The organism is Fusicatenibacter sp. (assembly GCF_050872605.1).
Lineage (GTDB): Bacteria > Bacillota > Clostridia > Lachnospirales > Lachnospiraceae > Fusicatenibacter.
In genome coordinates this window covers 1-21,789 of the sequence record NZ_JBNMHD010000013.1, presented here as the reverse complement: position 1 = coordinate 21,789, position 21,789 = coordinate 1, and the positions used below count along the sequence as shown (strand labels likewise).

Annotated in this window: 19 protein-coding genes; all 19 read left to right on the top strand. The window is 51.2% G+C overall.

What is annotated here, in order from left to right:
- Positions 1 to 83: 83 nt before the first annotated feature.
- The gene (locus ACY2VT_RS05875) at positions 84 to 1,559 is read left to right on the top strand and encodes a UDP-N-acetylmuramoyl-L-alanyl-D-glutamate--2,6-diaminopimelate ligase (protein WP_461879232.1); all 1,476 of its coding nucleotides are present in this window, start codon (positions 84 to 86) and stop codon (positions 1,557 to 1,559) included.
- The gene (gene priA, locus ACY2VT_RS05870) at positions 1,556 to 3,784 is read left to right on the top strand and encodes a replication restart helicase PriA (RefSeq protein ID WP_461879231.1); all 2,229 of its coding nucleotides are present in this window, start codon (positions 1,556 to 1,558) and stop codon (positions 3,782 to 3,784) included. Before ACY2VT_RS05875 ends, priA begins: the two co-directional genes overlap by 4 nt.
- Positions 3,785 to 3,846: 62 nt before the next feature.
- Positions 3,847 to 4,338 carry a peptide deformylase gene (def, locus tag ACY2VT_RS05865; RefSeq protein ID WP_349141709.1) on the top strand — a complete coding sequence of 164 codons (492 nt, stop codon included), beginning with the start codon at positions 3,847 to 3,849 and terminating at the stop codon, positions 4,336 to 4,338.
- Positions 4,339 to 4,365: 27 nt separating this feature from the next.
- Positions 4,366 to 5,337 carry a methionyl-tRNA formyltransferase gene (gene fmt / locus ACY2VT_RS05860; RefSeq protein WP_461879230.1) on the top strand — a complete coding sequence of 324 codons (972 nt, stop codon included), beginning with the start codon at positions 4,366 to 4,368 and terminating at the stop codon, positions 5,335 to 5,337.
- 85 nt (positions 5,338 to 5,422) lie between these two features.
- Positions 5,423 to 6,118 carry a zinc metallopeptidase gene (locus ACY2VT_RS05855; protein ID WP_022463149.1) on the top strand — a complete coding sequence of 232 codons (696 nt, stop codon included), beginning with the start codon at positions 5,423 to 5,425 and terminating at the stop codon, positions 6,116 to 6,118.
- A complete protein-coding gene (rsmB, locus tag ACY2VT_RS05850; RefSeq protein ID WP_461879259.1) occupies positions 6,111 to 7,475 on the top strand; it encodes a 16S rRNA (cytosine(967)-C(5))-methyltransferase RsmB in 1,365 nt (454 codons plus the stop codon). Before ACY2VT_RS05855 ends, rsmB begins: the two co-directional genes overlap by 8 nt.
- Positions 7,476 to 7,478: 3 nt before the next feature.
- Entirely contained in the window at positions 7,479 to 8,519 is a 1,041-nt protein-coding gene (gene rlmN, locus ACY2VT_RS05845; protein ID WP_461879229.1) for a dual-specificity RNA methyltransferase RlmN, read from the top strand.
- A 30-nt stretch (positions 8,520 to 8,549) separates the two neighbouring features.
- On the top strand, positions 8,550 to 9,293 hold the full coding sequence (locus ACY2VT_RS05840) for a Stp1/IreP family PP2C-type Ser/Thr phosphatase (protein WP_461874161.1): 744 nt from the start codon (positions 8,550 to 8,552) through the stop codon (positions 9,291 to 9,293).
- Positions 9,287 to 11,554, top strand: coding sequence for a Stk1 family PASTA domain-containing Ser/Thr kinase (pknB, locus tag ACY2VT_RS05835; protein ID WP_461879228.1), 2,268 nt, complete (start codon positions 9,287 to 9,289; stop codon positions 11,552 to 11,554). Before ACY2VT_RS05840 ends, pknB begins: the two co-directional genes overlap by 7 nt.
- 2 nt (positions 11,555 to 11,556) lie before the next feature.
- Positions 11,557 to 12,441 (top strand): ribosome small subunit-dependent GTPase A, encoded by an 885-nt coding sequence (rsgA, locus tag ACY2VT_RS05830; RefSeq protein WP_461879227.1) that lies wholly within the window; start codon positions 11,557 to 11,559, stop codon positions 12,439 to 12,441.
- A 1-nt stretch (position 12,442) separates the two neighbouring features.
- Positions 12,443 to 13,126, top strand: coding sequence for a ribulose-phosphate 3-epimerase (gene rpe / locus ACY2VT_RS05825; RefSeq protein ID WP_461879226.1), 684 nt, complete (start codon positions 12,443 to 12,445; stop codon positions 13,124 to 13,126).
- 33 nt (positions 13,127 to 13,159) lie between these two features.
- Positions 13,160 to 13,813 carry a thiamine diphosphokinase gene (locus ACY2VT_RS05820; RefSeq protein WP_461879225.1) on the top strand — a complete coding sequence of 218 codons (654 nt, stop codon included), beginning with the start codon at positions 13,160 to 13,162 and terminating at the stop codon, positions 13,811 to 13,813.
- A 124-nt stretch (positions 13,814 to 13,937) separates the two neighbouring features.
- Positions 13,938 to 15,035: a redox-regulated ATPase YchF gene (gene ychF, locus ACY2VT_RS05815; protein WP_461874166.1), complete on the top strand. Its 1,098-nt coding sequence runs from the start codon at positions 13,938 to 13,940 to the stop codon at positions 15,033 to 15,035.
- A 29-nt stretch (positions 15,036 to 15,064) separates the two neighbouring features.
- Entirely contained in the window at positions 15,065 to 15,940 is an 876-nt protein-coding gene (lgt, locus tag ACY2VT_RS05810; RefSeq protein WP_461879224.1) for a prolipoprotein diacylglyceryl transferase, read from the top strand.
- Positions 15,941 to 16,264: 324 nt separating this feature from the next.
- Positions 16,265 to 16,696 (top strand): division/cell wall cluster transcriptional repressor MraZ, encoded by a 432-nt coding sequence (mraZ, locus tag ACY2VT_RS05805; protein ID WP_461879223.1) that lies wholly within the window; start codon positions 16,265 to 16,267, stop codon positions 16,694 to 16,696.
- A 29-nt stretch (positions 16,697 to 16,725) separates the two neighbouring features.
- A complete protein-coding gene (rsmH, locus tag ACY2VT_RS05800) occupies positions 16,726 to 17,664 on the top strand; it encodes a 16S rRNA (cytosine(1402)-N(4))-methyltransferase RsmH (protein WP_461879222.1) in 939 nt (312 codons plus the stop codon).
- A 29-nt stretch (positions 17,665 to 17,693) separates the two neighbouring features.
- On the top strand, positions 17,694 to 18,203 hold the full coding sequence (locus tag ACY2VT_RS05795; RefSeq protein ID WP_349141723.1) for a hypothetical protein: 510 nt from the start codon (positions 17,694 to 17,696) through the stop codon (positions 18,201 to 18,203).
- 74 nt (positions 18,204 to 18,277) lie between these two features.
- A complete protein-coding gene (locus tag ACY2VT_RS05790; RefSeq protein ID WP_461879221.1) occupies positions 18,278 to 20,332 on the top strand; it encodes a peptidoglycan D,D-transpeptidase FtsI family protein in 2,055 nt (684 codons plus the stop codon).
- A gap of 82 nt (positions 20,333 to 20,414) precedes the next feature.
- Positions 20,415 to 21,789 (top strand): peptidoglycan D,D-transpeptidase FtsI family protein (locus tag ACY2VT_RS05785; RefSeq protein ID WP_461879220.1); only part of this gene is annotated, 1,375 nt, incomplete at its 3' end.

Below are 21,789 nucleotides of genomic sequence, written 5' to 3'. Positions count from 1 at the left end.
ATTGAAATGTTTTTCGGACTATGGTATTCTATAAAAGTATCTGAGTCGCTGCTATTCGAAACGTGAAAAGGGGAGGTCCCGGCATGAAACAATTGCGCACGTTACGAAAGAGAATCGCATTCCGGTGCCAGCAGGGCAGTCTGGATGCGGAGATTTCAGGAATCACATGCGACAGCAGAAAAGTACAGCCGCAGAACGTGTTTGTCTGCATCCGCGGAAACAGGATGGACGGGCACGCATATGCAGAAGAAGCAGTCGAGAGGGGCGCTGCTGTCCTGGTTGCGGAGCGGGAACTGGAAGGGATTCCGGAAAAGGTAACCGTACTCGTAGTAAAGGACAGCAGAGAAGCACTCGCACAGCTTTCCTGTGCCTGGGAGGACGATCCGGCGCAGCACCTTGTGACAATCGGAGTGACCGGCACGAAGGGAAAGACGACGACTGCATATATGATTTACGAAATCCTGCGAAAAGCAGGGATCCGCGCAGGACTCATCGGAACGATCGAGACGAGGATCGGGGAAAAAAGCATTCCGTCAGAAAATACAACGCCGGAGCCTGTTGTGCTGCAGAAGCTGTTTTCTGAAATGATGCGGGAGGGCTGCACCCATGTTGTGATGGAGGTTTCCTCGCAGGCGGAAAAACAGCACCGATGTGACGGCTTTACCTTCGATTACGGCGTGTTCACCAACATTGGAAACGACCACATCGGCGTCGGGGAGCATGCATCGTTTGCAGAATATCTGTCCTGCAAAAAGAAGCTGCTTCGCACCTGCAGAACCGGAATTGTAAACCGGGATGACAAAAGGTTTCCGGAGATCATAAGGCAGAGCACCTGCCGACTGGTGACATTCGGATGCAGGGAAAAAGCTGATTTTATGGCAGCAGATGCAGCACTCGATCAGGCGCCCGGCGTGCTCGGTGTCTCATACCGGGTGCAGGGCGCAGCGGATTTTCCGGTACGGGTAGATCTGCCGGGTCTGTTTTCCGTTTCCAACTCGCTTGCCGCCATTGCGGTCTGCGCGCAGATGGGAATCCCGGAAAAGGCGATGCAGGAGGCACTTTCCACAGTCCGCGTCCGTGGGCGGTGTGAGGCAGTTCCGGTGTATCCGGAAATGACGCTTCTCATTGACTACGCACACAATGCGATGAGCCTCGAAAGCCTGTTAAAGACACTGCGGAAATACCATCCGAAGCGCCTGATCTGTCTCTTCGGCTGCGGCGGAAACCGCGCGCGGGACCGGAGATTCCAGATGGGAGAGGTGTCGGGGCGTCTGGCGGATCTGACCGTCATCACCTCGGACAATCCGCGGGATGAGGAACCACAGGCGATTCTGGACGATATCCGGACGGGAATCGGGAAAACAGAAGGCGCTTTCGTTGAGATTGCAGACCGTAAGGAGGCGATCCGGTATGTGATCGAAAACCGGCAGCCGGGCGATCTCGTGGTGCTCGCGGGAAAAGGCCACGAAACGTATCAGATCCGGAAGGGGAAACGGTACGAGATGGATGAGCGCGTGCTGATCCGGGAAATACTGGAAGAAAGTAAGGGGAATGTATGAGCAGCGTTTACGCTGATGTAATCGTAGATATCACAAATGAAAAACTGGACCGGACCTTTCAGTACAAGGTTCCGCCGGAACTGACAGGGGAGATCGGTCCGGGAACGGCGGTACAGATTCCGTTTGGAAACGGAAACCGCACGATCACCGGCTATGTGCTTTCCGTCGGAAATGAGCCGAAATATCCGCAGGACCGGATGAAGGCCATCCTTGCGGTACAAAAGGATGCGGCGACTGTAGAGACGAAGCTCATCGCGCTCGCCGCGTGGATGCGTCATACGTACGGATCGACGATGATCCAGGCGTTAAAGACGGTGCTTCCGGTCAAAGTAAAGGCCCGCGGGAAAGAAACCCGCGAAATTGCGCTTCTTGCAGAGCCCGGAGAATGTGAGGAACTGCTGGAAAACTACAGAAAGAAAAATTATAAAGCGAGAATCCGCCTTTTAGACGCGCTGCTGGCCCAGCCGGTTCTTCCAGGGCCGGTTGTGAGCAAGGAACTGAAAATCACGGCAGACACGCTGCACGCGATGGAAGAGCAGGGCGTTCTGGAAATCCGCCGTACGAGCACCTGGAGAAATCCGGTATCCGATGCGGCAGGAAGAACAACTGCGGGAAAACCAAACGAACAGCAGCAGGCCGTGGTGGACGGCATTCGAAAGGAATGGGAAGGGCAGAACCGCCCCTGCCTGATCCGCGGTGTGACGGGAAGCGGCAAAACGCTCGTCTATATGGAGCTGATGGAGCAAGTGCTCTCAGAAGGAAAACAGGTGATCGTGCTGATCCCGGAGATTGCGCTGACGTATCAGAACGTGGAGCGGTTCTGCGCACGGTTTGGAACAAGGGTCACGGTGGTCAACTCGCGGATGACACCGTCCGAGCGCGCCGACCAGATGGAGCGCGCGCGGCGCGGGGAGGTCAGCATTATGATCGGTCCGCGCTCCGCGCTCTTTGCACCGTTTCCGGATCTGGGACTGATCGTGATCGATGAGGAACACGAAACCTCCTATAAAAGTGAAGTAACACCGCGCTACCATGCAAGAGAGACCGCCGTGCGCCGCGCCGGGCTGGAGCAGGCCCATGTGGTGATGGGTTCGGCAACGCCGTCGGTGGATGCTTCCTACGCCTGCGAGACGGGTGCATACGCGCTGTTCCGGATGGATGCGCGGTATGGAAATGCAGCACTTCCGTCCGTATGGATCGCGGATATGCGGGAAGAATTACAGATGGGAAACCGTTCGATTCTGTCCGGAAAACTGCGGGAAGAGATCGAAAAACGGCTTGAAAAAAAGGAACAGGTTGTACTGTTTCTGAACCGCAGAGGCTATGCGGGCTTCGTCTCGTGCCGTGCATGCGGCCATGTGATGAAATGCCCGCACTGCGATGTATCACTGACAGCACACAATAACGGAAAGCTCGTCTGCCATTACTGCGGTTATGAAACACCGCAGGTACATGCGTGCCCGTCGTGCGGTTCCCCGTACATCGGCGGCTTCCGTGCCGGCACACAGCAGATCGAGCAGAACGTGAAAAAGCTGTTTCCAAAGGCACGCGTTCTTCGGATGGACGGCGACACGACAAAAACGAAAAACAGTTATGAAGAAATCCTGTCCTCATTTGCGGCGGGGGAGGCCGATATCCTGATTGGAACCCAGATGATCGTAAAAGGCCACGATTTCCCGAATGTCACGCTGGTGGGAGCGCTGGCGGCGGATCTCTCCCTGAATGCAGTCGATTACCGTGCCGGGGAGCGTACGTTCCAGCTGCTGACGCAGGCAGTCGGCCGCGCCGGAAGAGGCGAAAAGCCGGGAATGGCAGTCATTCAGACGTACCATCCCGAACATTACAGCATTCAGACGGCGGCAGAGCAGGATTACGGGACATTTTATGAGAAAGAAATGGACTACCGCCGTCTGATGGGATATCCCCCGGCGGCGGAGCTTCTGGCGATCCACGGAGCCGGAGAGGATGAAGCGCATCTGATGCAGGCGATGGAATACATTCGCAGATACCTCGTCCGCATCCGGGGAAACCGCGAAGTCCAGATCATAGGCCCGGCAAGTGAGGCAGTGTCGAAAATCAATGACCTGTACCGCATGGCCGTGTATGTACGCACACCGCAGGAAGAGGTGCTGGCAGAGCTGCGGGAAAAACTGGAGCGGTATATCGAGATCAACAAAGGCTTCCGAACCGTTTATTTACAGTTCGATTTCAGCAGAAAGTATTAGTTTTTCATAATATTTACACATAGATCATTTATAATGAAGGAGCAAAAGAAAGGAAAAGAATTATGGCAATCAGAGAAATCAGAGTCGTAGGCGACCGCGTATTGACAAAAAAATGCAGACCGGTGGAGGAGATGACACCAAGAATCAGCGAGCTGATCGACGACATGTTTGACACCATGTATGAGGCAAACGGTGTCGGCCTTGCCGCACCGCAGGTCGGCATCTTAAAGAGAATCGTAGTCATGGATGTGGACGGAACCCCGCATCTTCTGATTAATCCGGAAATCCTGGAGACTTCCGGAAGCCAGACAGGAGCAGAAGGCTGCTTAAGTCTTCCGGGAAAATCCGGTACCGTAACCCGTCCGAATTATGTAAAGGTAAGAGCGCTGGACCGCGACATGCAGCCGTTTGAACTTGAGGGAACTGAGCTTCTTGCCCGCTGCATCTGCCACGAGTGCGATCACCTCGACGGACATATGTATACAGAAAAAGTAGAAGGCGAACTTTGGGACAACACGTACGATGAGTATGAGGAGTACGAGGACGAAGAGTAAGTTTTAAAATAAAGGAGATGACTTCAGATGAAAGTGGTATTTATGGGAACCCCGGATTTCTCCGTGGGAACACTTGAGGCACTCGTGGAGGCCGGTTATGAGATCACAGGCGTTGTGACCCAGCCGGACAAACCGAAGGGCCGCGGAAAACAGATGATGCCGACACCGGTGAAAGAGGCAGCCGAAAAACACGGCCTTCCGGTTTATCAGCCGCGCCGCGTGCGGGATGCAGAGGCGATTGAGGAGATCCGGAAAATGGAGCCGGATGTGATCGTTGTCGTTGCTTTCGGCCAGATTATCCCGAAAGAGATTCTGGACATGCCGAAATACGGATGCATCAACGTTCATGCCTCCCTGCTTCCGGCTTACCGCGGAGCAGCGCCGATCCAGTGGGCTGTCATGAACGGCGATGAAGTGAGCGGCGTGACCATTATGAAGATGGACGAAGGCCTCGACACCGGCGATATGCTGACAAAAGTGGAAGTTCCGCTTACAGCAGATGAGACCGGCGGCAGTCTCTTCGACAAGCTCGCCGCAGCCGGAGCAAAACTTCTGGTGGAGACCCTTCTGAAACTGGAAAAAGGCGAAGTGACACCGGAAAAACAGCCGGCGGAGAGTACGACAGAGTATGCGCGGATGATCAAAAAAGAAGACGGAAAGATCGACTGGACGAAAAGCGCCGTTGAGATCGAGCGTCAGATCCGTGCGATGAGCCCGTGGCCGAGTGCTTTTACAAAAGTAAACGGAAAGAACCTGAAAATCTGGGATGCGAAGGTCATTGCCATGCTCGGCGGCAACCTGTTCTCGAAAATTCCGGGACAGAATCCGACGAAGAGTGCCGGAAAAGTCTGGGTGGCAGACGAGACCGGCCTTCACGTAAAGACAGGAGACGGCATTCTGGTAATCGAAGAGCTGCAGCTCGAAGGAAAGAAACGGATGAAAACCGCCGATTTCCTGCGCGGCTATGCGATCGAGCCGGGTACCAGACTTGGCGAATAAAAGAGAAAAAGCAACCTGAAGTTGAGGCGGGGAACTGCACAGCGGCGTGATGGCTGCTGTGCCTGAGAAAAAGGAGAAAAACGATATGGGACTTTTTTATGACAGTACGTATCTGCTGGTGATTCTTGCCGCACTGATTTCCATGGCGGTATCCGCCCGCATGAACACAATTTTCAGCAAATATCAGACCGTCCGCTCGTACAGCGGCATGACGGGACGCGAAGCGGCGATGCGCATTCTGCATCAGGCCGGCATCTACGATGTGACCGTCCGCCACGTATCCGGTAAACTGACCGACCACTATGATCCGCGGACAAAAACCGTGAATTTATCCGATGCGGTTTACGATTCGACCTCAGTTGCGGCGATCGGCGTCGCAGCGCATGAGTGCGGCCATGCCGTACAGCACAATACGGATTACGTGCCGCTGAAAGTAAGAAGCGCCATTGTTCCGGCAGCGAACTTAGGATCCCAGCTTTTCTGGCCGCTGTTCCTGATCGGACTGATTTTCAGCCTTCCGATGCTGGTGAAAGCCGGTATCTGGCTGTTTGTGCTGGCACTGGCATTCCAGGTGGTAACACTTCCGGTCGAGTTCGATGCGTCGAGAAGAGCATTAAAAATGCTCAGTGAGGGCGGTATGGTGACAGAGACGGAACACGACGGAGTTAAGAAAGTACTCTGGGCTGCAGCCATGACATACGTGGCAGCGGTGATCGGTTCCCTGCTGCAGCTGCTCCGGCTGCTGATTTTATCCGGAGCATTTAGGAGAAATGATGACTGATACAATCAATACAAGAGAGCTGATTATGAACATTCTGCTTGAGATGGACAGGGAGAAAACGCCCTGCCATCTTGCTGTCCGGGATTCCCTCGATAAATACCAGTTCCTGCCGCGGCAGGATCGTGCGTTTATCAAGCGGGTCTGCGAGGGAACCGTGGAATACGGCATCCAGAATGACTATATCATCAATCAGTATTCCAAAATCAAGATCAACAAATGCAAGCCGGTGATCCGTGCGATCTTACGGATGTCGGTGTACCAGATCCGTTTTCTTGACGCAGTACCGGATTCGGCAGTCGTCAATGAGGCGGTGAAACTGGCGGAAAAGAAGCATTTTTACAACTTAAAGGGCTTTGTCAACGGCGTTCTGCGCACGATCGTGCGGGAGAAAGATCATCTGCCGATGCTGAAGGAGAACAATACTACGCAGTATCTTTCCGTGAAATACTCCATGCCGGAATTTCTGGTTGAGGAGTTCGTATCCCAGTACGGAAAAGAAACGGCGGAAACGATGATGGCGGATTTCCTGAAAGAAAAACAGGTGACGATCCGTATCAACCGCTGGAACAATACGATCGGGGAGACGAAGAAAAGCCTGGAAAGCCAGGGGGCAGAGCTGGAAAAAGCGCCGTATCTTGGCGAGGCATTCTATCTGAAAAACTTCGAGACGATCGCATCACTCAATGCCTTCCAGGAGGGCCGGTTCCAGATTCAGGATGTGAGCTCCATGATGGCGGCGCATCTGGCGGATCCCGCGCCGGGTGACCAGGTATTGGATCTCTGCGCGGCACCGGGCGGAAAGAGCCTCCACGCGGCAGATAAAATGAGAAATCAGGGCTGCGTGGAAGCGCGTGATCTCACCGGATACAAGGTGGATCTGATCCGGGAAAATGTGCAGAGAGCAGGTGTTTCCTGCGTCGTGCCGAAGGTAAAAGATGCGGAACAGCTCGATGAGGAATGGATCGAAAAAGCGGACGTTGTGATTGCGGACCTGCCGTGTACCGGATACGGCGTCATCGGCAGAAAGCCGGACATCAAATATTATGCTTCAAAAGAAAAAGAAGAGGAGCTGGTACGGATTCAGCGGGCAATCCTTGCAAATGCCGCAGCGTACGTAAAACCGGGCGGCACACTGCTGTACAGCACGTGTACCGTCAACAGAAAAGAAAACGGCGAGAATGCCGCATGGTTTCTGGAACAGTTCCCGTTTGAAGCAGTCAGCCTGGATGAACTGCTGCCGGACGAGCTGAAAAGCGGAGAAACGGCCAAAGGACAGCTGCAGCTGATTCCGGGTGTACACAAGACAGACGGATTTTTCCTTGCAAAATTCCGGAAAAAAGAGGAGGGACAGGCGTAAACGATGGATATTAAATCAATGACCTTAGACGAATTAAAAGACGCCTGTCAGCAGATGGGAGAAAAGCCGTTCCGTGCCAAACAGTTATACGACTGGATGCATCACCGGCTGGCGGGCAGCTACGATGAGATGACGAATCTTTCGCTTGCCTTCCGGGAAAAATTAAAGGAACAGTATCCGCTCACCTGCCTCGAAAAAGTGCAGGTGCAGGAGTCAAAAATCGACGGAACGAGAAAATACCTGTTCCGCCTCGCAGACGGCAACGTGATTGAGAGCGTCTGGATGAAGTACCACCACGGAAATTCTGTCTGTATCTCATCCCAGGTCGGCTGCCGGATGGGCTGCCGGTTCTGTGCATCGACGATCGGCGGACTCGTGCGGGGGCTGACCCCATCGGAAATGCTTGACCAGATTTACCGGATCCAGGAAGACACCGGGGAGCGGGTCTCCAATCTGGTTGTCATGGGAACAGGTGAGCCGATGGACAACTACGACAATTTCGTGCGCTTCGTGCGGCTGCTTTCGAGCCCCGAGGGACTCAACATCAGCCAGCGGAATATCACTGTTTCCACCTGCGGAATCGTGCCGAATATGTACAAATTGGCAGACGAGGGACTCCAGATCACCCTGGCACTTTCCCTCCATGCGCCGAACGATGAAAAGCGCCGCGAGCTGATGCCGATTGCCAATAAATATTCCATTGATGAAATTCTTGATGCGTGCCGCAATTACTTTGCAAAAACAGGCCGCAGGATTACATTTGAATACTCTCTCGTTGGCGGAAAAAATGACAGCGAGGCCGATGCAAAAGAGCTTTCCGCGCGGATTTCGGACATCAACTGCCACGTAAATCTGATCCCGGTCAACCCGATCAAAGAGCGCGATTATGTGAAATCAACGAAAAAAGTCGTAGAGAATTTCAAAAATAAACTTGAAAAATACGGAATTAATGTTACTATTAGAAGGGAAATGGGCGCCGATATTGACGGAGCCTGTGGACAGTTAAGAAAAAGTTTTATCGATAAATCAAACGAACAGCCGTAAAAAGCGGCTGTCAATACAGGAGAAAAAAGCATGAAGGTATTTTCTGCAACCGATATCGGACAGAAACGGACGATGAACCAGGATTTTGTGTTTGCCTCCGCCTCTCCGGTCGGAAACCTTCCGAACCTCTTTGTCGTTGCAGACGGCATGGGAGGCCATAACGCGGGCGACTTTGCTTCGCGTTACGGTGTTTCTGTACTGGTGGAATCTGTAAAAAGAGATACGAATTTCAACCCGGTGCGGATCATTCGGCATGGAATTGAAGCAGCAAACAGCCAGATTTTTGAGCAGGCAAAACGAGATATATCCATGGAAGGCATGGGTACGACGATGGTAGTAGCTACGGTTGTCGGCAACTATGCCTACGTTGCAAACGTAGGAGACAGCAGGCTGTATCTGGCAGCAGATGGCACGTTTGACCAGGTGACGCAGGACCATTCCCTGATCGCAGAGATGGTGCGCCTTGGAGAACTCACTCCCGAGCAGGCGCGGAATCACCCGGACAAAAACATTATTACCAGAGCAGTAGGCACACAGGATACCGTAAAGATTGATTTCTTTGACATTCAGCTTGAAGAGGGCAATCAATTGGTGATGTGCTCGGACGGTCTTTCCAACATGGTAACGGATGAGGAGATTTTCGAACTCATCTGCCGAGAAGACGGTGAGGACAAGGCGAAACGTTTAATTGATAAAGCAAATGCAAATGGCGGCAAAGACAATATCGCAGTCATTGTCGTGGAACCATTTACAAACGAGGTGAAAGAATGTTAAAAGAGGGCGTTATTTTAGGAGAACGATATGAGATCATAAGCCGGATCGGTTCCGGCGGTATGGCTGATGTCTACAAAGCAAAAGACCACAAGCTGAACCGCATGGTGGCCGTCAAGGTTTTAAAACCGGAATTCCGGGAGGATAAAACGTTTATCCGCAAGTTCCGCACGGAGGCACAGGCCGCAGCAGGACTGTCCCATCCGAATATTGTAAACGTGTACGATGTCGGGGAGGACCGCGGCGTTTACTATATCGTCATGGAGCTTGTCGAGGGAATTACTCTGAAGGATTACATTGACCGCAAAGGAAAACTGAGCGTAAAAGAGGCGACCAGCATCGCCATTCAGGTTTCCCTTGGTCTTGAAGCAGCACACAACCGCAATATTGTACACCGCGATGTCAAACCGCAGAACATCATCATTTCCACAGACGGAAAAGTAAAACTTTCCGACTTTGGTATTGCAAAGGCAACTTCTTCCAATACGATCAGTTCGAACGTTATGGGAAGCGTACATTACAGCTCTCCGGAGCAGGTGCGCGGCGGATATTCGGACTATAAGAGTGATATCTATTCCCTTGGTATCACCATGTACGAGATGGTAACCGGAAGAGTGCCGTTTGACGGCGACACCACCGTTGCCATCGCAATCAAGCATCTGCAGGAGGAGATTGAATCTCCATCCAAATATACCCCGAACCTTCCGTTCGCACTGGAGCAGATCATCTTAAAATGTACCCAGAAGAGCCCGGACCGCCGTTACAACAACATGGCGGAGCTGATCGATGACCTGAAGCATTCGCTGATGGAGCCGCAGGGCAATTTCGTAAAAGTGACTCCGTTAAGCTCCCACGCCGAGACCGTTATGGTATCCGCAGAGGAATTAAGCCAGATCCGTTCCGGCGCAGCAGCAAAAGCAAATGCGCAGACGGCAGAGGAACCGGCCCGCAAGCGCTACAGCAAGATCGAGGATGAGGAAGAGGACGAAGATTACAGCTACGAGGACGAAGAAGACGAGGATGAGGAAGAAGACGAGGATGACCGCGATTCCTACGATGAGGAAGACGACGATTCCTACTACGACGATGAGGATGACGATGACAAAGCCGGAAACAAACTCGAGAAGATCATCACGATCGGCGGTTTTGCGATTGCAGCCATCATCATCTGCATGCTGATCTACTTTATCGCACAGGCAGCCGGCATTGTCGGCGGAAAAGGACCGACCGCAGCTTCTTCCGGTTCCGCATCATCTTCGAGCAGCACGGAAGTTGTTTCTTCCAGCAGCAAGGAAGAGGAAAAAGTAACCGTTCCGGATCTGTCCAACAAGACAGAGGCAGATGCAACCGCACTGGCAAACAGCCTGAATCTTGGCGTAGTCAATGGCGGAACCGAGGCATCGGATGTCATTGAGGCAGGAAAGATCTGCCGCCAGGATCTGACACCGGGAACGAAAGTCGATAAAAATGCAACGATTACGTATTATGTAAGCTCCGGAAAAGAAACCGTAACGATTCCGACCGGCATTGTGGGAACACAGAAAGACGCTGCAAGCGCTGCTCTGACCCAGCTTGGACTTCAGGTTTCTACCACAGAGGATTTCAGCGATACGGTTGCCAAAGGATATGTAATTTCCGTTGATCCGGCCGAAGGAAGCCAGGTTGCACCGGGATCCACCGTTACCCTCGTTGTCAGCAAGGGATCACAGGATGCAGAAGAGATTGCAATCCGTGATGTTGTCGGTCTGGATGAGGAAACTGCAAAATCAATCCTGAGCGATTTCAATATCATTGTAAAAACAGGAACCAGCAGCCGGGTAGCTATCGGCGAGGTTATGGAAGTAGATCCGGCAATCGGAACAAAGGTAAAGAAAGGCTCTGACGTTACGATTTATGTCAACAGCCCGAGTACCGAGCCGACAACACCGGACGAAAATACCCCGACTCCGACTCCGGCAGAACCGGATGTGAACAACGGCACGGATGTTACCTGGTCCTGCAGCCAGACGTTAAGCGCACCGGAGCAGTATCAGGGCGGTATCGCCAAGATTGAGCTGATCCAGGAGGATGGAAGCGGAAATGAGAAGTCCGTCACGATCATGGACGGACAGGCCATCACTGGCTGGCCGTATTCTGTCAACACGAGCTGGAGCGCATCTTCCTCTGCTTCTGCGACAGGAAGAATCGTCTTCTACGAGATGGATTCCAGCGGAAGCTATCAGGCAATTGCACAGTATCCGTCTGTTCCGTTAAGCGAAGGTTGAGTATGACAGGAAAGATTATCAAAGGTATTGCCGGATTCTACTACGTAGACGTAGAAGAATCCGGCATTTATGAATGCAAAGCAAAAGGAATTTTCCGAAAAGAAGGCCAGAAGCCGCTCGTCGGCGATCTGGTGGAAATCGAAATTTTAGATGAGGCGGAAAAGACGGGAAATATGACCCGGATTCTGCCGCGGAAAAACGAGCTGATCCGCCCGGCGGTGGCAAACGTGGACCAGGCGCTTGTGATTTTTGCGCTGGAAAACCCGACACCGAATCTGACACTCCTCGACCGCTTTCTCGTTATGATGGAGCAGCAGAACATTCCGACGGCGATCTGTTTCAATAAAAAAGATCTCGCAGAGGCGGATTATACTGACCATCTGCGAAGCGTCTATGAGAAATGCGGTTACCGTGTCTTTACGGTGAGTGCAGCGAAAGAGCAGGGCATGCAGGAAGTGGAAGCATACCTGAAAGGGAAAACAACGGTGGTAGCCGGTCCGTCCGGCGTCGGAAAATCTTCGATCACAAACCGGATGCAGAAAGAAATCCAGATGGAGACCGGAGAGATCAGCAAAAAGCTGAAAAAAGGAAAACACACGACGCGCCATTCCCAGATGATCCCGATCGACCATGAGACGTATCTGTGCGATACGCCGGGGTTCAGCTCGCTTTATACAACCGATATGGAAAAAGAGGAGCTGAAAAACTTTTTCCCGGAATTTCATCCGTACGAAGGAAAATGCCGTTTCCTCGGCTGCATCCACGGAAAAGAGCCGGCCTGTGCCGTCAAAGAGGCACTGGAACAGGGAAATATCAGCAAAGAAAGATTTGAAAACTATACCATGTTCTATAAAGAACTGAAAGAACAGGAAAAGAGGAGATACTAGCATGAGCCGAGTATATCAGTTGGCACCTTCTATTTTATCCGCAGACTTTAACCGTCTCGGAGAACAGATCCAAAGGGTAGAGAAAGCAGAGTGCCGGTGGCTTCATATCGATATTATGGATGGAGCGTTTGTACCATCCATTTCGTTTGGAATGCCGGTGGTAAAGTCGATCCGAAAAGAAAGCAGTCTGTATTTTGATGTTCATATGATGGTAAAGGACCCGGAGCGGTACGTAGAAGAATTTCAAAGCTGCGGGGCGGATATGATCACGGTTCACGCGGAGGCATGCCGCGATCTGGCAGAAACCGTGAAAAAGATTCATGAAACAGGCGCAGATGCCGGAGTTGCCGTAAATCCGGATACGCCGCTTTCTGCGGTTGCGGACGTGATGGATCAGGTAGAAATGATTCTGATTATGAGCGTTTATCCTGGCTTCGGCGGCCAGAAGTATATCCCGGAGTCGACGGATAGGATCCGCACGCTCCGCAGAATGCTGGATGAAAAAGGGCTGGACCGTGTGCATATTCAGGTCGACGGAGGCATCAACCGCACGACCATCGACGAAGTCCTTGCGGCAGGTGCAAACATCATCGTGGCAGGTTCCGCTGTATTCGGCGATAACATCGAAGAGAATGCACGCGAGCTGCAGGAGAAAATTTTTTCGTACGGCAAAAACGAAGAATAAGATACAAAAAGACAGAAAAAGAGGCAGGGAACAGTGAGAACATGTATTATCGCGGGAGGAATGATCGAACCGGATTTTGCCTTCCCATATCTTCAGAAACAGCAGTTTGATATTATCCTGGCAGCAGACCGTGGTCTGGAGTTCTGCTACCATTACCAGATTATGCCGACGTATATTCTGGGAGATTTTGACAGCTTATCCCCGGAGATTTTGAGTTATTACAAGGAGAACCATGTCGCGCCGATCCGTGAATTTAATCCCATGAAGGACAATACGGACACGGACATCGCATTTCAGCAGGCGATTGTTCTGGGAAGCAGTGAAATCACGATCCTCGGAGCAACAGGGGGAAGACTCGACCATTTCTTAAGTATTGTGCAGAACCTGAAAACGGCATGGGAGAAGAAAATTCCGGCTTACATCGTGGACAGCCGCAATCTGATTACGATTCCGGTGGAAACTTCGTTTGAAATCCGGAAAGAAGAGCAGTTCGGAAAGTACGTTTCGTTCTTCCCGCTGGAAAAGGAAGTCACATCCATCACCCTGGAGGGCTTCGCCTACCCACTCGACCATCACTATCTGCCGAATACTTCGGGTGGTCTGTGCGTGAGCAATGAGATCGTCGAGGAGACCGCGCATGTATCGTACGAGGGCGGCATTCTTCTGATGGTACAGTCAAGAGATTAAAATCCATTGAAATCAAAGAGCCCGTGTGCTATAATTTATAGTTGCATTGGGCTCTTTTTGTGCATAAAAAGAACCCGAACAGAAAAAGAAGCGAAAAATAAAAACAAAGGAGATATAGATTACTATGAAATTAGGTATCGTGGGCCTTCCGAACGTCGGAAAAAGTACACTTTTCAATTCCCTGACCAAAGCAGGAGCAGAGAGCGCAAACTATCCGTTCTGTACCATTGACCCGAATGTCGGCATCGTGCCGGTTCCGGACAAGCGTCTGCAGCAGCTCGGAGATTTCTATCAGTCCAAGAAAGTAACACCGGCTGTCATCGAGTTCGTTGACATCGCAGGTCTTGTAAAGGGTGCATCCAAAGGAGAGGGACTTGGAAACCAGTTCCTTGCCAATATCCGTGAGGTAGACGCTATCGTTCACGTTGTCAGATGCTTCGAGGATCCGAACGTTATCCACGTAGACGGCAGCATTGATCCGCTCCGTGATATCGAGACCATCGATCTTGAGCTGATCTTCGCCGACCTTGAGGTACTCGAGCGCCGTATTTCCAAAACTGCAAAATCTGCAAGAATGGACAAAGAGGCAGCAAAAGAGCTCGAATTCCAGGAGCGTCTGAAAAAACTGCTCGAGGACGGAAAAGATGCCATCCTGATGGAGCTGCAGAACGAGGACGAGGAGAAATGGATCGCAGAATATAACCTGCTGACCAGCAAACCGGTTATCTACGCAGCAAACGTAGCAGAGGATGATCTCGCTGACGACGGTGCAAACAACTCCTATGTACAGTCCGTCCGCGAATATGCAAAAGAGCACAATAGCGAAGTATTCGTCATCTGCGCTGAGATCGAGGCAGAAATCTCCGAACTCGAAGAGGATGAGAAAAAAATGTTCCTCGAGGATCTTGGCCTTACTGAGTCCGGCCTGGAAAAACTGATCGCAGCAAGCTACCGTCTGCTCGGCCTTATGAGCTTCCTTACAGCAGGAGAGGATGAGACCCGTGCATGGACCATCAAAGTCGGAACGAAAGCACCGCAGGCAGCCGGAAAAATCCACACTGACTTCGAGCGCGGCTTCATCAAGGCCGAGGTTGTCAACTATCAGGATCTGCTCGACTGCGGTTCCTACGCAGGAGCAAGAGAGAAAGGCCTCGTTCGTATGGAAGGAAAAGAGTACGTTGTCCGCGACGGCGATGTCATCCTGTTCCGTTTCAACGTTTAATGAACTGAAAATCAGAGAGAATAAAACCTATGGATATGGAAATTAATTTTCCCAATCTCGGGATTTATCTCGATCATGTGGGAAAAAACATCAGTATTTTCGGATTTTCCATCGCTTATTACGGAATTGTTATTGTAACAGGCATGATGATTGCGATCTGGATTGCCCAAAGAGAGGCAAAACGGACGGGGCAGAACCCGGAACAGTACCTTGATCTTGCGATGATCGGCATCGCGGCCGGCATTCTCGGGGCGCGGATTTACTACGTTGTATTTGCCTGGGACTATTATAAAGATGATCTTTTGAGCATTTTCAACATCCGCCAGGGCGGTCTTGCCATCTACGGAGGCATCATCGGTGCCTGTATTGCGGTGGTGATCTACAGCAGAAAGAAGAAACAGAGCTTCGGCCTTCTGATGGATACCGCGAGCATGAGCATCGTATTCGGTCAGATTATGGGACGGTGGGGAAACTTCTTTAACCGTGAGGCATTCGGTGACTACACTAACAACCTGTTTGCCATGCAGCTTCCGGTTTCCGCGGTCCGTGCCAATGAAATCACACAGAAAATGTGGGATCATGTGGTGACGGTAAACGGCGTCGAGTATATTCAGGTGCATCCCACCTTTTTATATGAAGGTTTATGGAATGTGGGTGTCCTGCTTTTTCTTTTCTGGTTTCGGAAAAGAAAAAAATTTAACGGCGAAGTGTTCCTGATGTATCTGATCGGATACGGCCTTGGAAGAATCTGGATCGAGGGACTCCGCACCGACCAGCTTCTGCTTCCGGTGGTGGGACTTCCAGTTTCCCAGCTCCTTTCGGGGTGCCTTGTGGCGGGATGTACCATCCTGGTGGTATGGAAACGAAAAAAATTATCATCCGGTGGGGAGACAGCCCATTCTTAAGGATAAAACCAGTGGAAAAAACAGAATAAAAATACAGAAAAAGGGAAAACCGGCAAAAAAGGTTTTCTCTTTTTTTGATACAAAATTGATATAAAAAAGGCGGAAAATGCGCATAAAAATGTTGCATTTTGGGGAAAATCTTAAAAATGAAATAGAAAAAAGACCTTGCTATTTTCCCTGAGTTGATATAGAATAAAAACATAAGTGGTAGAAAGTGGTGAAAAGTGGTGCGTTGTGGAGCGGATGTGGCAGTCCGGTTGCGGCGCGATACATGAAGTGGTGCGTGGGGAGACCGCCATTTCAGGTGATAAGAGGGTTTTCATTATGTTCATGGGAGAGTACAGTCATACGATTGACGCGAAGGGAAGATTGATCATACCGTCCAAGTTCAGGGACCAGCTGGGAGAAGAGTTCGTACTGACGAAGGGATTGGACGGATGCCTTTCCATTTACCCAAACGACGAATGGGCTGCCTTTGAAGAGAAGCTGAGAGCCTTACCACTTACAAACAAAAACGCCAGAACTTTTTCCCGTTTCTTTGTAGCAGGTGCTACGTCATGTGAACTGGACAAGCAGGGGAGGATTCTCGTACCGGCAACGCTGCGGGAATTTGCTGGTCTGGAAAAAGATGTAGTCCTTACCGGAAATATCAACCGGATCGAAATCTGGAGCAAGGAAAAATGGAACGAAAACAGCAATTATGATGATATGGATGCCATCGCCGAATCAATGGAAGAGATGGGCATTGTGATCTGATCTGTTTCGTTGGGATACAGGAGATGACCATGGAATTTTCGCATACATCAGTATTACTGAAGGAAACCATTGAAAACCTTAAGATAAAACCGGACGGAATCTACGTGGACGGGACGTTGGGAGGCGCTGGACATTCCAGTCATATATGTGAGCGCTTATCTGCCACGGGGAGATTAATAGGCATAGATCAGGACGAAGCTGCGATAGCTGCTGCGGGTAAACGCCTGGAACCATTTCAGAACCAGGTCACGATTATCCGCAGCAATTATTGCGATATGGTCCCGCGTCTTGCCGAAATCGGAGTCACCGGGGTAGACGGAATCCTGCTGGATCTTGGAGTTTCATCCTATCAACTGGATAATGCAGAGCGTGGATTCACATACCGTGAGGATGTTCCGCTGGATATGCGGATGGATCAGAGAAATGTTCTTTCCGCGTACGAAGTCGTGAACGATTACAGTGAAGAGAATCTTTCGCGTATTCTCCATGAATATGGAGAAGAGCGTTTTGCAAGAAAAATTGCACACAATATATGCGTAAGCCGGCAGCAGGCGCCGATTCGAACAACTGGGGAGTTAATCGAAATCATCAAGCGCTCGATTCCGGCAAAAATAAGGGCGACGGGCGGCCATCCGGCCAAGAGAACCTTTCAGGCAATCCGTATCGAAGTGAACCAGGAACTTACCGTTCTGTCGGAGTCACTGGACGGCATGATTGATCTCTTAAATGACGGTGGAAGACTTTGTGTCATCACCTTTCATTCTCTGGAGGACCGTATCGTAAAAAACATTTTCAGAAAAAACGAGCATCCATGTACGTGTCCGCCGGAATTTCCGGTCTGCGTATGCGGAAAGAAGTCCAAGGGAACCGTAGTAACTCGGAAACCGATCTTGCCGGGAGAAGAGGAAATGGAAACAAATCCCCGTTCCAAGAGCGCAAAACTGCGCGTCTTTGAACGAAAAGTGTGACGGCTCGGCACGAAGGAGACAGAGAAGTTATGGCCAGACGGGCAGATGGAAGGGTAAATTCGACAGATAGAACGAAACGTTATACGCCAGATACGTTTGAGGACGGAAGTGCAGTACGGCGTCTTGCAGCACAGCCGCAGGAAGCACCAAAAGAAGCACGGCCTCTGAAACCGGGTGTGAGCAGCCAGACAAGAAGAAACCGGGCACGGGCGACACAGATCAGCGCGGGCTACGCTGTTTTTCTTGCCATTGTCTGCACACTGTGTATCGCGGCGTGTGTTGCGTATGTCAAGCTGCAGACCGTGGTTACCACGCAGGCGGAAGACATTACCAGCAAAGAAAAAGAATTGAGCGATCTGAAGGCGGACAATGACGCCTATTACAATACAACGGTTGCCTCCGAGGATCTTGAGGCAGTCAAAGAAGCAGCACAGAACCGGCTCGGCATGAAATATGCAGATGAATCCCAGGTAATTTATTTCGATGATTCAGAAAACAGCTATGTGAGACAGTATCAGGATGTTCCGGATGCGAAATAGGTGAAAACGTGAGTAAACAGAAAAAAAATAAAAAACGAAGCGGGGCATTCCGGAGACGGAAGACAAGTGGGCGTATGAGCAGAAAACTGGTAGCACTCTTTTTGGGAGTGATGCTGGTTTTTGTTGCTTTAGCGATTGACATTACGTATGTGAATGCCACAAAGGGAGAAAAATACGAAAGACAGGTTTTAAGCCAGACGCAGCAGTCCTACGACAGCAGGACAATTCCATTCCAGCGGGGAAGTATCACCGACCGGAACGGAACGATTCTGGCAACGAGTGAGAAGGTTTACAACGTCATTCTTGACTGTAAACTTGCCAATACGACGGTAAAAGATGAAGAAAAAAACGATACCCATCCGTACGTCGATCCGACCGTAGCAGCACTGGTCGAATACTTCGGACTCGATGAGACGGATATCCGGGATCGTCTGACCGGCGAAACGACAAAAGAAAGCCAGTACCAGGTTCTCGCCAGAGGGGTCTCGATGGACGCGAAAAAAGCGTTTGAGGCCTATGTGGACGAGTACACGGACAAAAAGAACAAGGAGCTCGATGAGAACGAGCAGGCGGAAAAAGCATACCGTGCCAACATCCGCGGCGTCTGGTTCGAGGAAGCCTACCACAGAACGTATCCGTTAAATTCACTTGCCTGCGATCTGATCGGCTTTACGTATTCAGGAAACACGGCAGACTGGGGAATCGAAGGGTATTATTCCAGTATCTTAAATGGCGTGAATGGCCGCCAGTTCGGCTATTACAACGAAGATGCGGATATGGAACAGACGATCATCGAGGCGCAGCCGGGCAAAAACGTGGTTACGACGATTGATGTAAATATTCAGAAGATCATCCGCACGGCGATCGAGAATTACAATGAGCGGATTCATGTCCAGAACGGCGCGGACGAATCGGACACTGAGACGAACCATCAGACAAAAGCAGCAAAGAATATCGGCGTTGTCGTGATGGATCCGAACAATGGAGAGATTCTTGGTATGGATTCTTCCGACTGGTATGACCTGAACAATCCAAGAGACCTGACACCGTTCTATTCGCAGGAAGAAATTGATGCGATGAACGATAACGAGACAATGGAGGCTTTGAGTGCCATCTGGAAAAACTACTGTATTTCCGATGCATACGAGCCAGGTTCCACGGCAAAACCGATGAACATGGCGGCGGCATACTCCCTCGATGTGATCGATGATGATACCCTGTTTGACTGTGAGGGGTTTGAGACGATTGCAGGGCAGATGATCCGCTGCGGAGCTTATCCGGGAGCACATGGCGTACAGACACCGGCCGATGTACTGAAAAACTCCTGCAACGCCGGTATGATGCAGATCGGACAGAAGATGGGAGCAGCGGAATTTCTCCGCTATCAGGATATTTTCGGTTTCGGCAGTCTGACGGGAATTGACCTGCCGGGTGAGGCGTACGGCCTGGTTCACACGGAGGATACTATGGGACCGACCGAGCTTGCAACGAGTACATTCGGACAGGGCTACACCGTGACGATGGTACAGCAGGCAGCTGCGTTTTCCTCTCTGATCAACGGAGGCAATTATTACCAGCCGCATGTGATGAAGACGATCACGGACAGCACAGGAGCCGTTGTTGAGAGCAATGAGCCGAATCTGGTGCGTCAGACGGTTTCCGCGGAAATCAGTGATAAAATGAGAAGTTTCCTCCAGGGAGTCGTGACCGATGGAAGCGGCCAGAGTGCAAAGGTTGCCGGTTACACGATGGGAGGAAAAACAGGTACTGCACAGAAGTATCCGCGCGGCAATGGAAAATATCTCGTTTCCTTTATCGGATTTGCACCGGTAGAAAATCCGAAAGCTGTTGTTTACGCGATTGTGGACGAGCCGGATGTAGAAAATCAGGCGAACAGTGTGCTGGCACAGGAGATCGTAAAAGAGATCTACACAGAACTGCTGCCGTATTTGAACGTATTTCCGGATGATACGGACGGTGTGACGGGCGAAGGCTCCGAGACCGGAACGGATGATCCAAACGTAGCGGCACCGGTACAGGGAGACGATACGGAAAACAGTGCTGAAAACAGCAATATCGAGAACGGCGGTCTGACAAACGCCGAGCTGGATCTCATCAATGAAGAGTAAAAAAACATAAAAAACAAAAGACATAACCCCATAGCAGTTTCCATATAGTGTTATCATAATGGATTCGGCTATGGGGTATTCTATGCGTAAAAACAAAACGTATCACCGGAAAAAGACGGTTCTTCTGTGGGTACTCTGCATGGGAATGATGGTCGGACTTGCCGGGCGGCTGGTGTATCTGTGTGTGTTCCGGTCCGTCTATTATTCCGAGAAGGCGGATGATCTGCACGAGCGGGAGCGCGGGATCAAGGCGGCGCGCGGCCGGATTCTTGATGCAAACGGGGAAGTTCTCGCGGCAAACCGCACGGTCTGTACGATTTCCGTGATCCACAGCCAGATCGAGGAGCCGGAGGCGGTGATTGCGATGCTGGTAAAAGAGCTTGGAATTTCGGAGGAGACAGCGCGGAAACACGTGGAGAAGCGGTCTTCAATCGAGCGTGTCAAGACGAATGTGGACAAGGAGACGGGTGATGCCATCCGGTCGTACGGATACGCGGGGGTAAAAGTGGATGAGGATTTCAAGCGGTATTACCCCAAAGGGGAGCTGGCGTCGCGCGTTATCGGCTTCACCGGAGGCGATAATCAGGGCATCATCGGACTGGAAGTGGAATATGAGGAAATTTTAAAAGGCATCAACGGAAAAATCCTGACGACAACGGATGCGCGCGGGATTGAGCAGAACGGCATCGGGGAGAGCCGCCAGGAGCCGGTGGCGGGAAGGGACTTAAAGGTCAGCCTGGATGTCAATATCCAGGCGTACTGCCAGCAGGCAGCGGAAAAGGCGATGGCAGAAAAACAGGCGGACAGCGTCTCGATTCTTCTTATGAATCCGCAGAACGGAGAAATCTATGCCTGTGTCAATGTGCCGGAGTTCGACCTCAACGATCCGTTCACGCTGCAGCAGGATACAACGGGACTTTCGGAAAAAGAAATTCAGGATCTGCTGAACCAGATGTGGCGGAATGCCTGCATCAACGATACGTACGAGCCGGGATCTACCTTTAAGATCATCACGATGTCGGCGGGACTTTCGGAGGGCGTTGTGTCGCCGAACGATTCGTTTTTCTGCCCCGGTTACAAAATCGTGGAGGACCGCCGGATCCACTGCCACAAGCGGACGGGACACGGAGCTGAAAACTTCGTGCAGGGCGCGCAGAACTCGTGCAACCCGGTGTTCATTGAAGTGGGGCTGCGGCTCGGTGTGGAAAAGTTCTGTGATTACTTCCGGAATTTTGGTCTGATGGAAAAGACGGGGATCGATCTGCCGGGGGAGGCGGGAACGATCATGCATAAAAAGGAAGACATGGGAAATGTGGAACTTGCCACGGTTGCCCTCGGACAGTCTTTCCAGATTACGGCGATACAACTTCTTACAACGGCATCTTCCATTATTAACGGAGGCAACCGTATCACACCACATTTCGGGATAGAAGCGCTGAACCAAAACGGTGAGACGG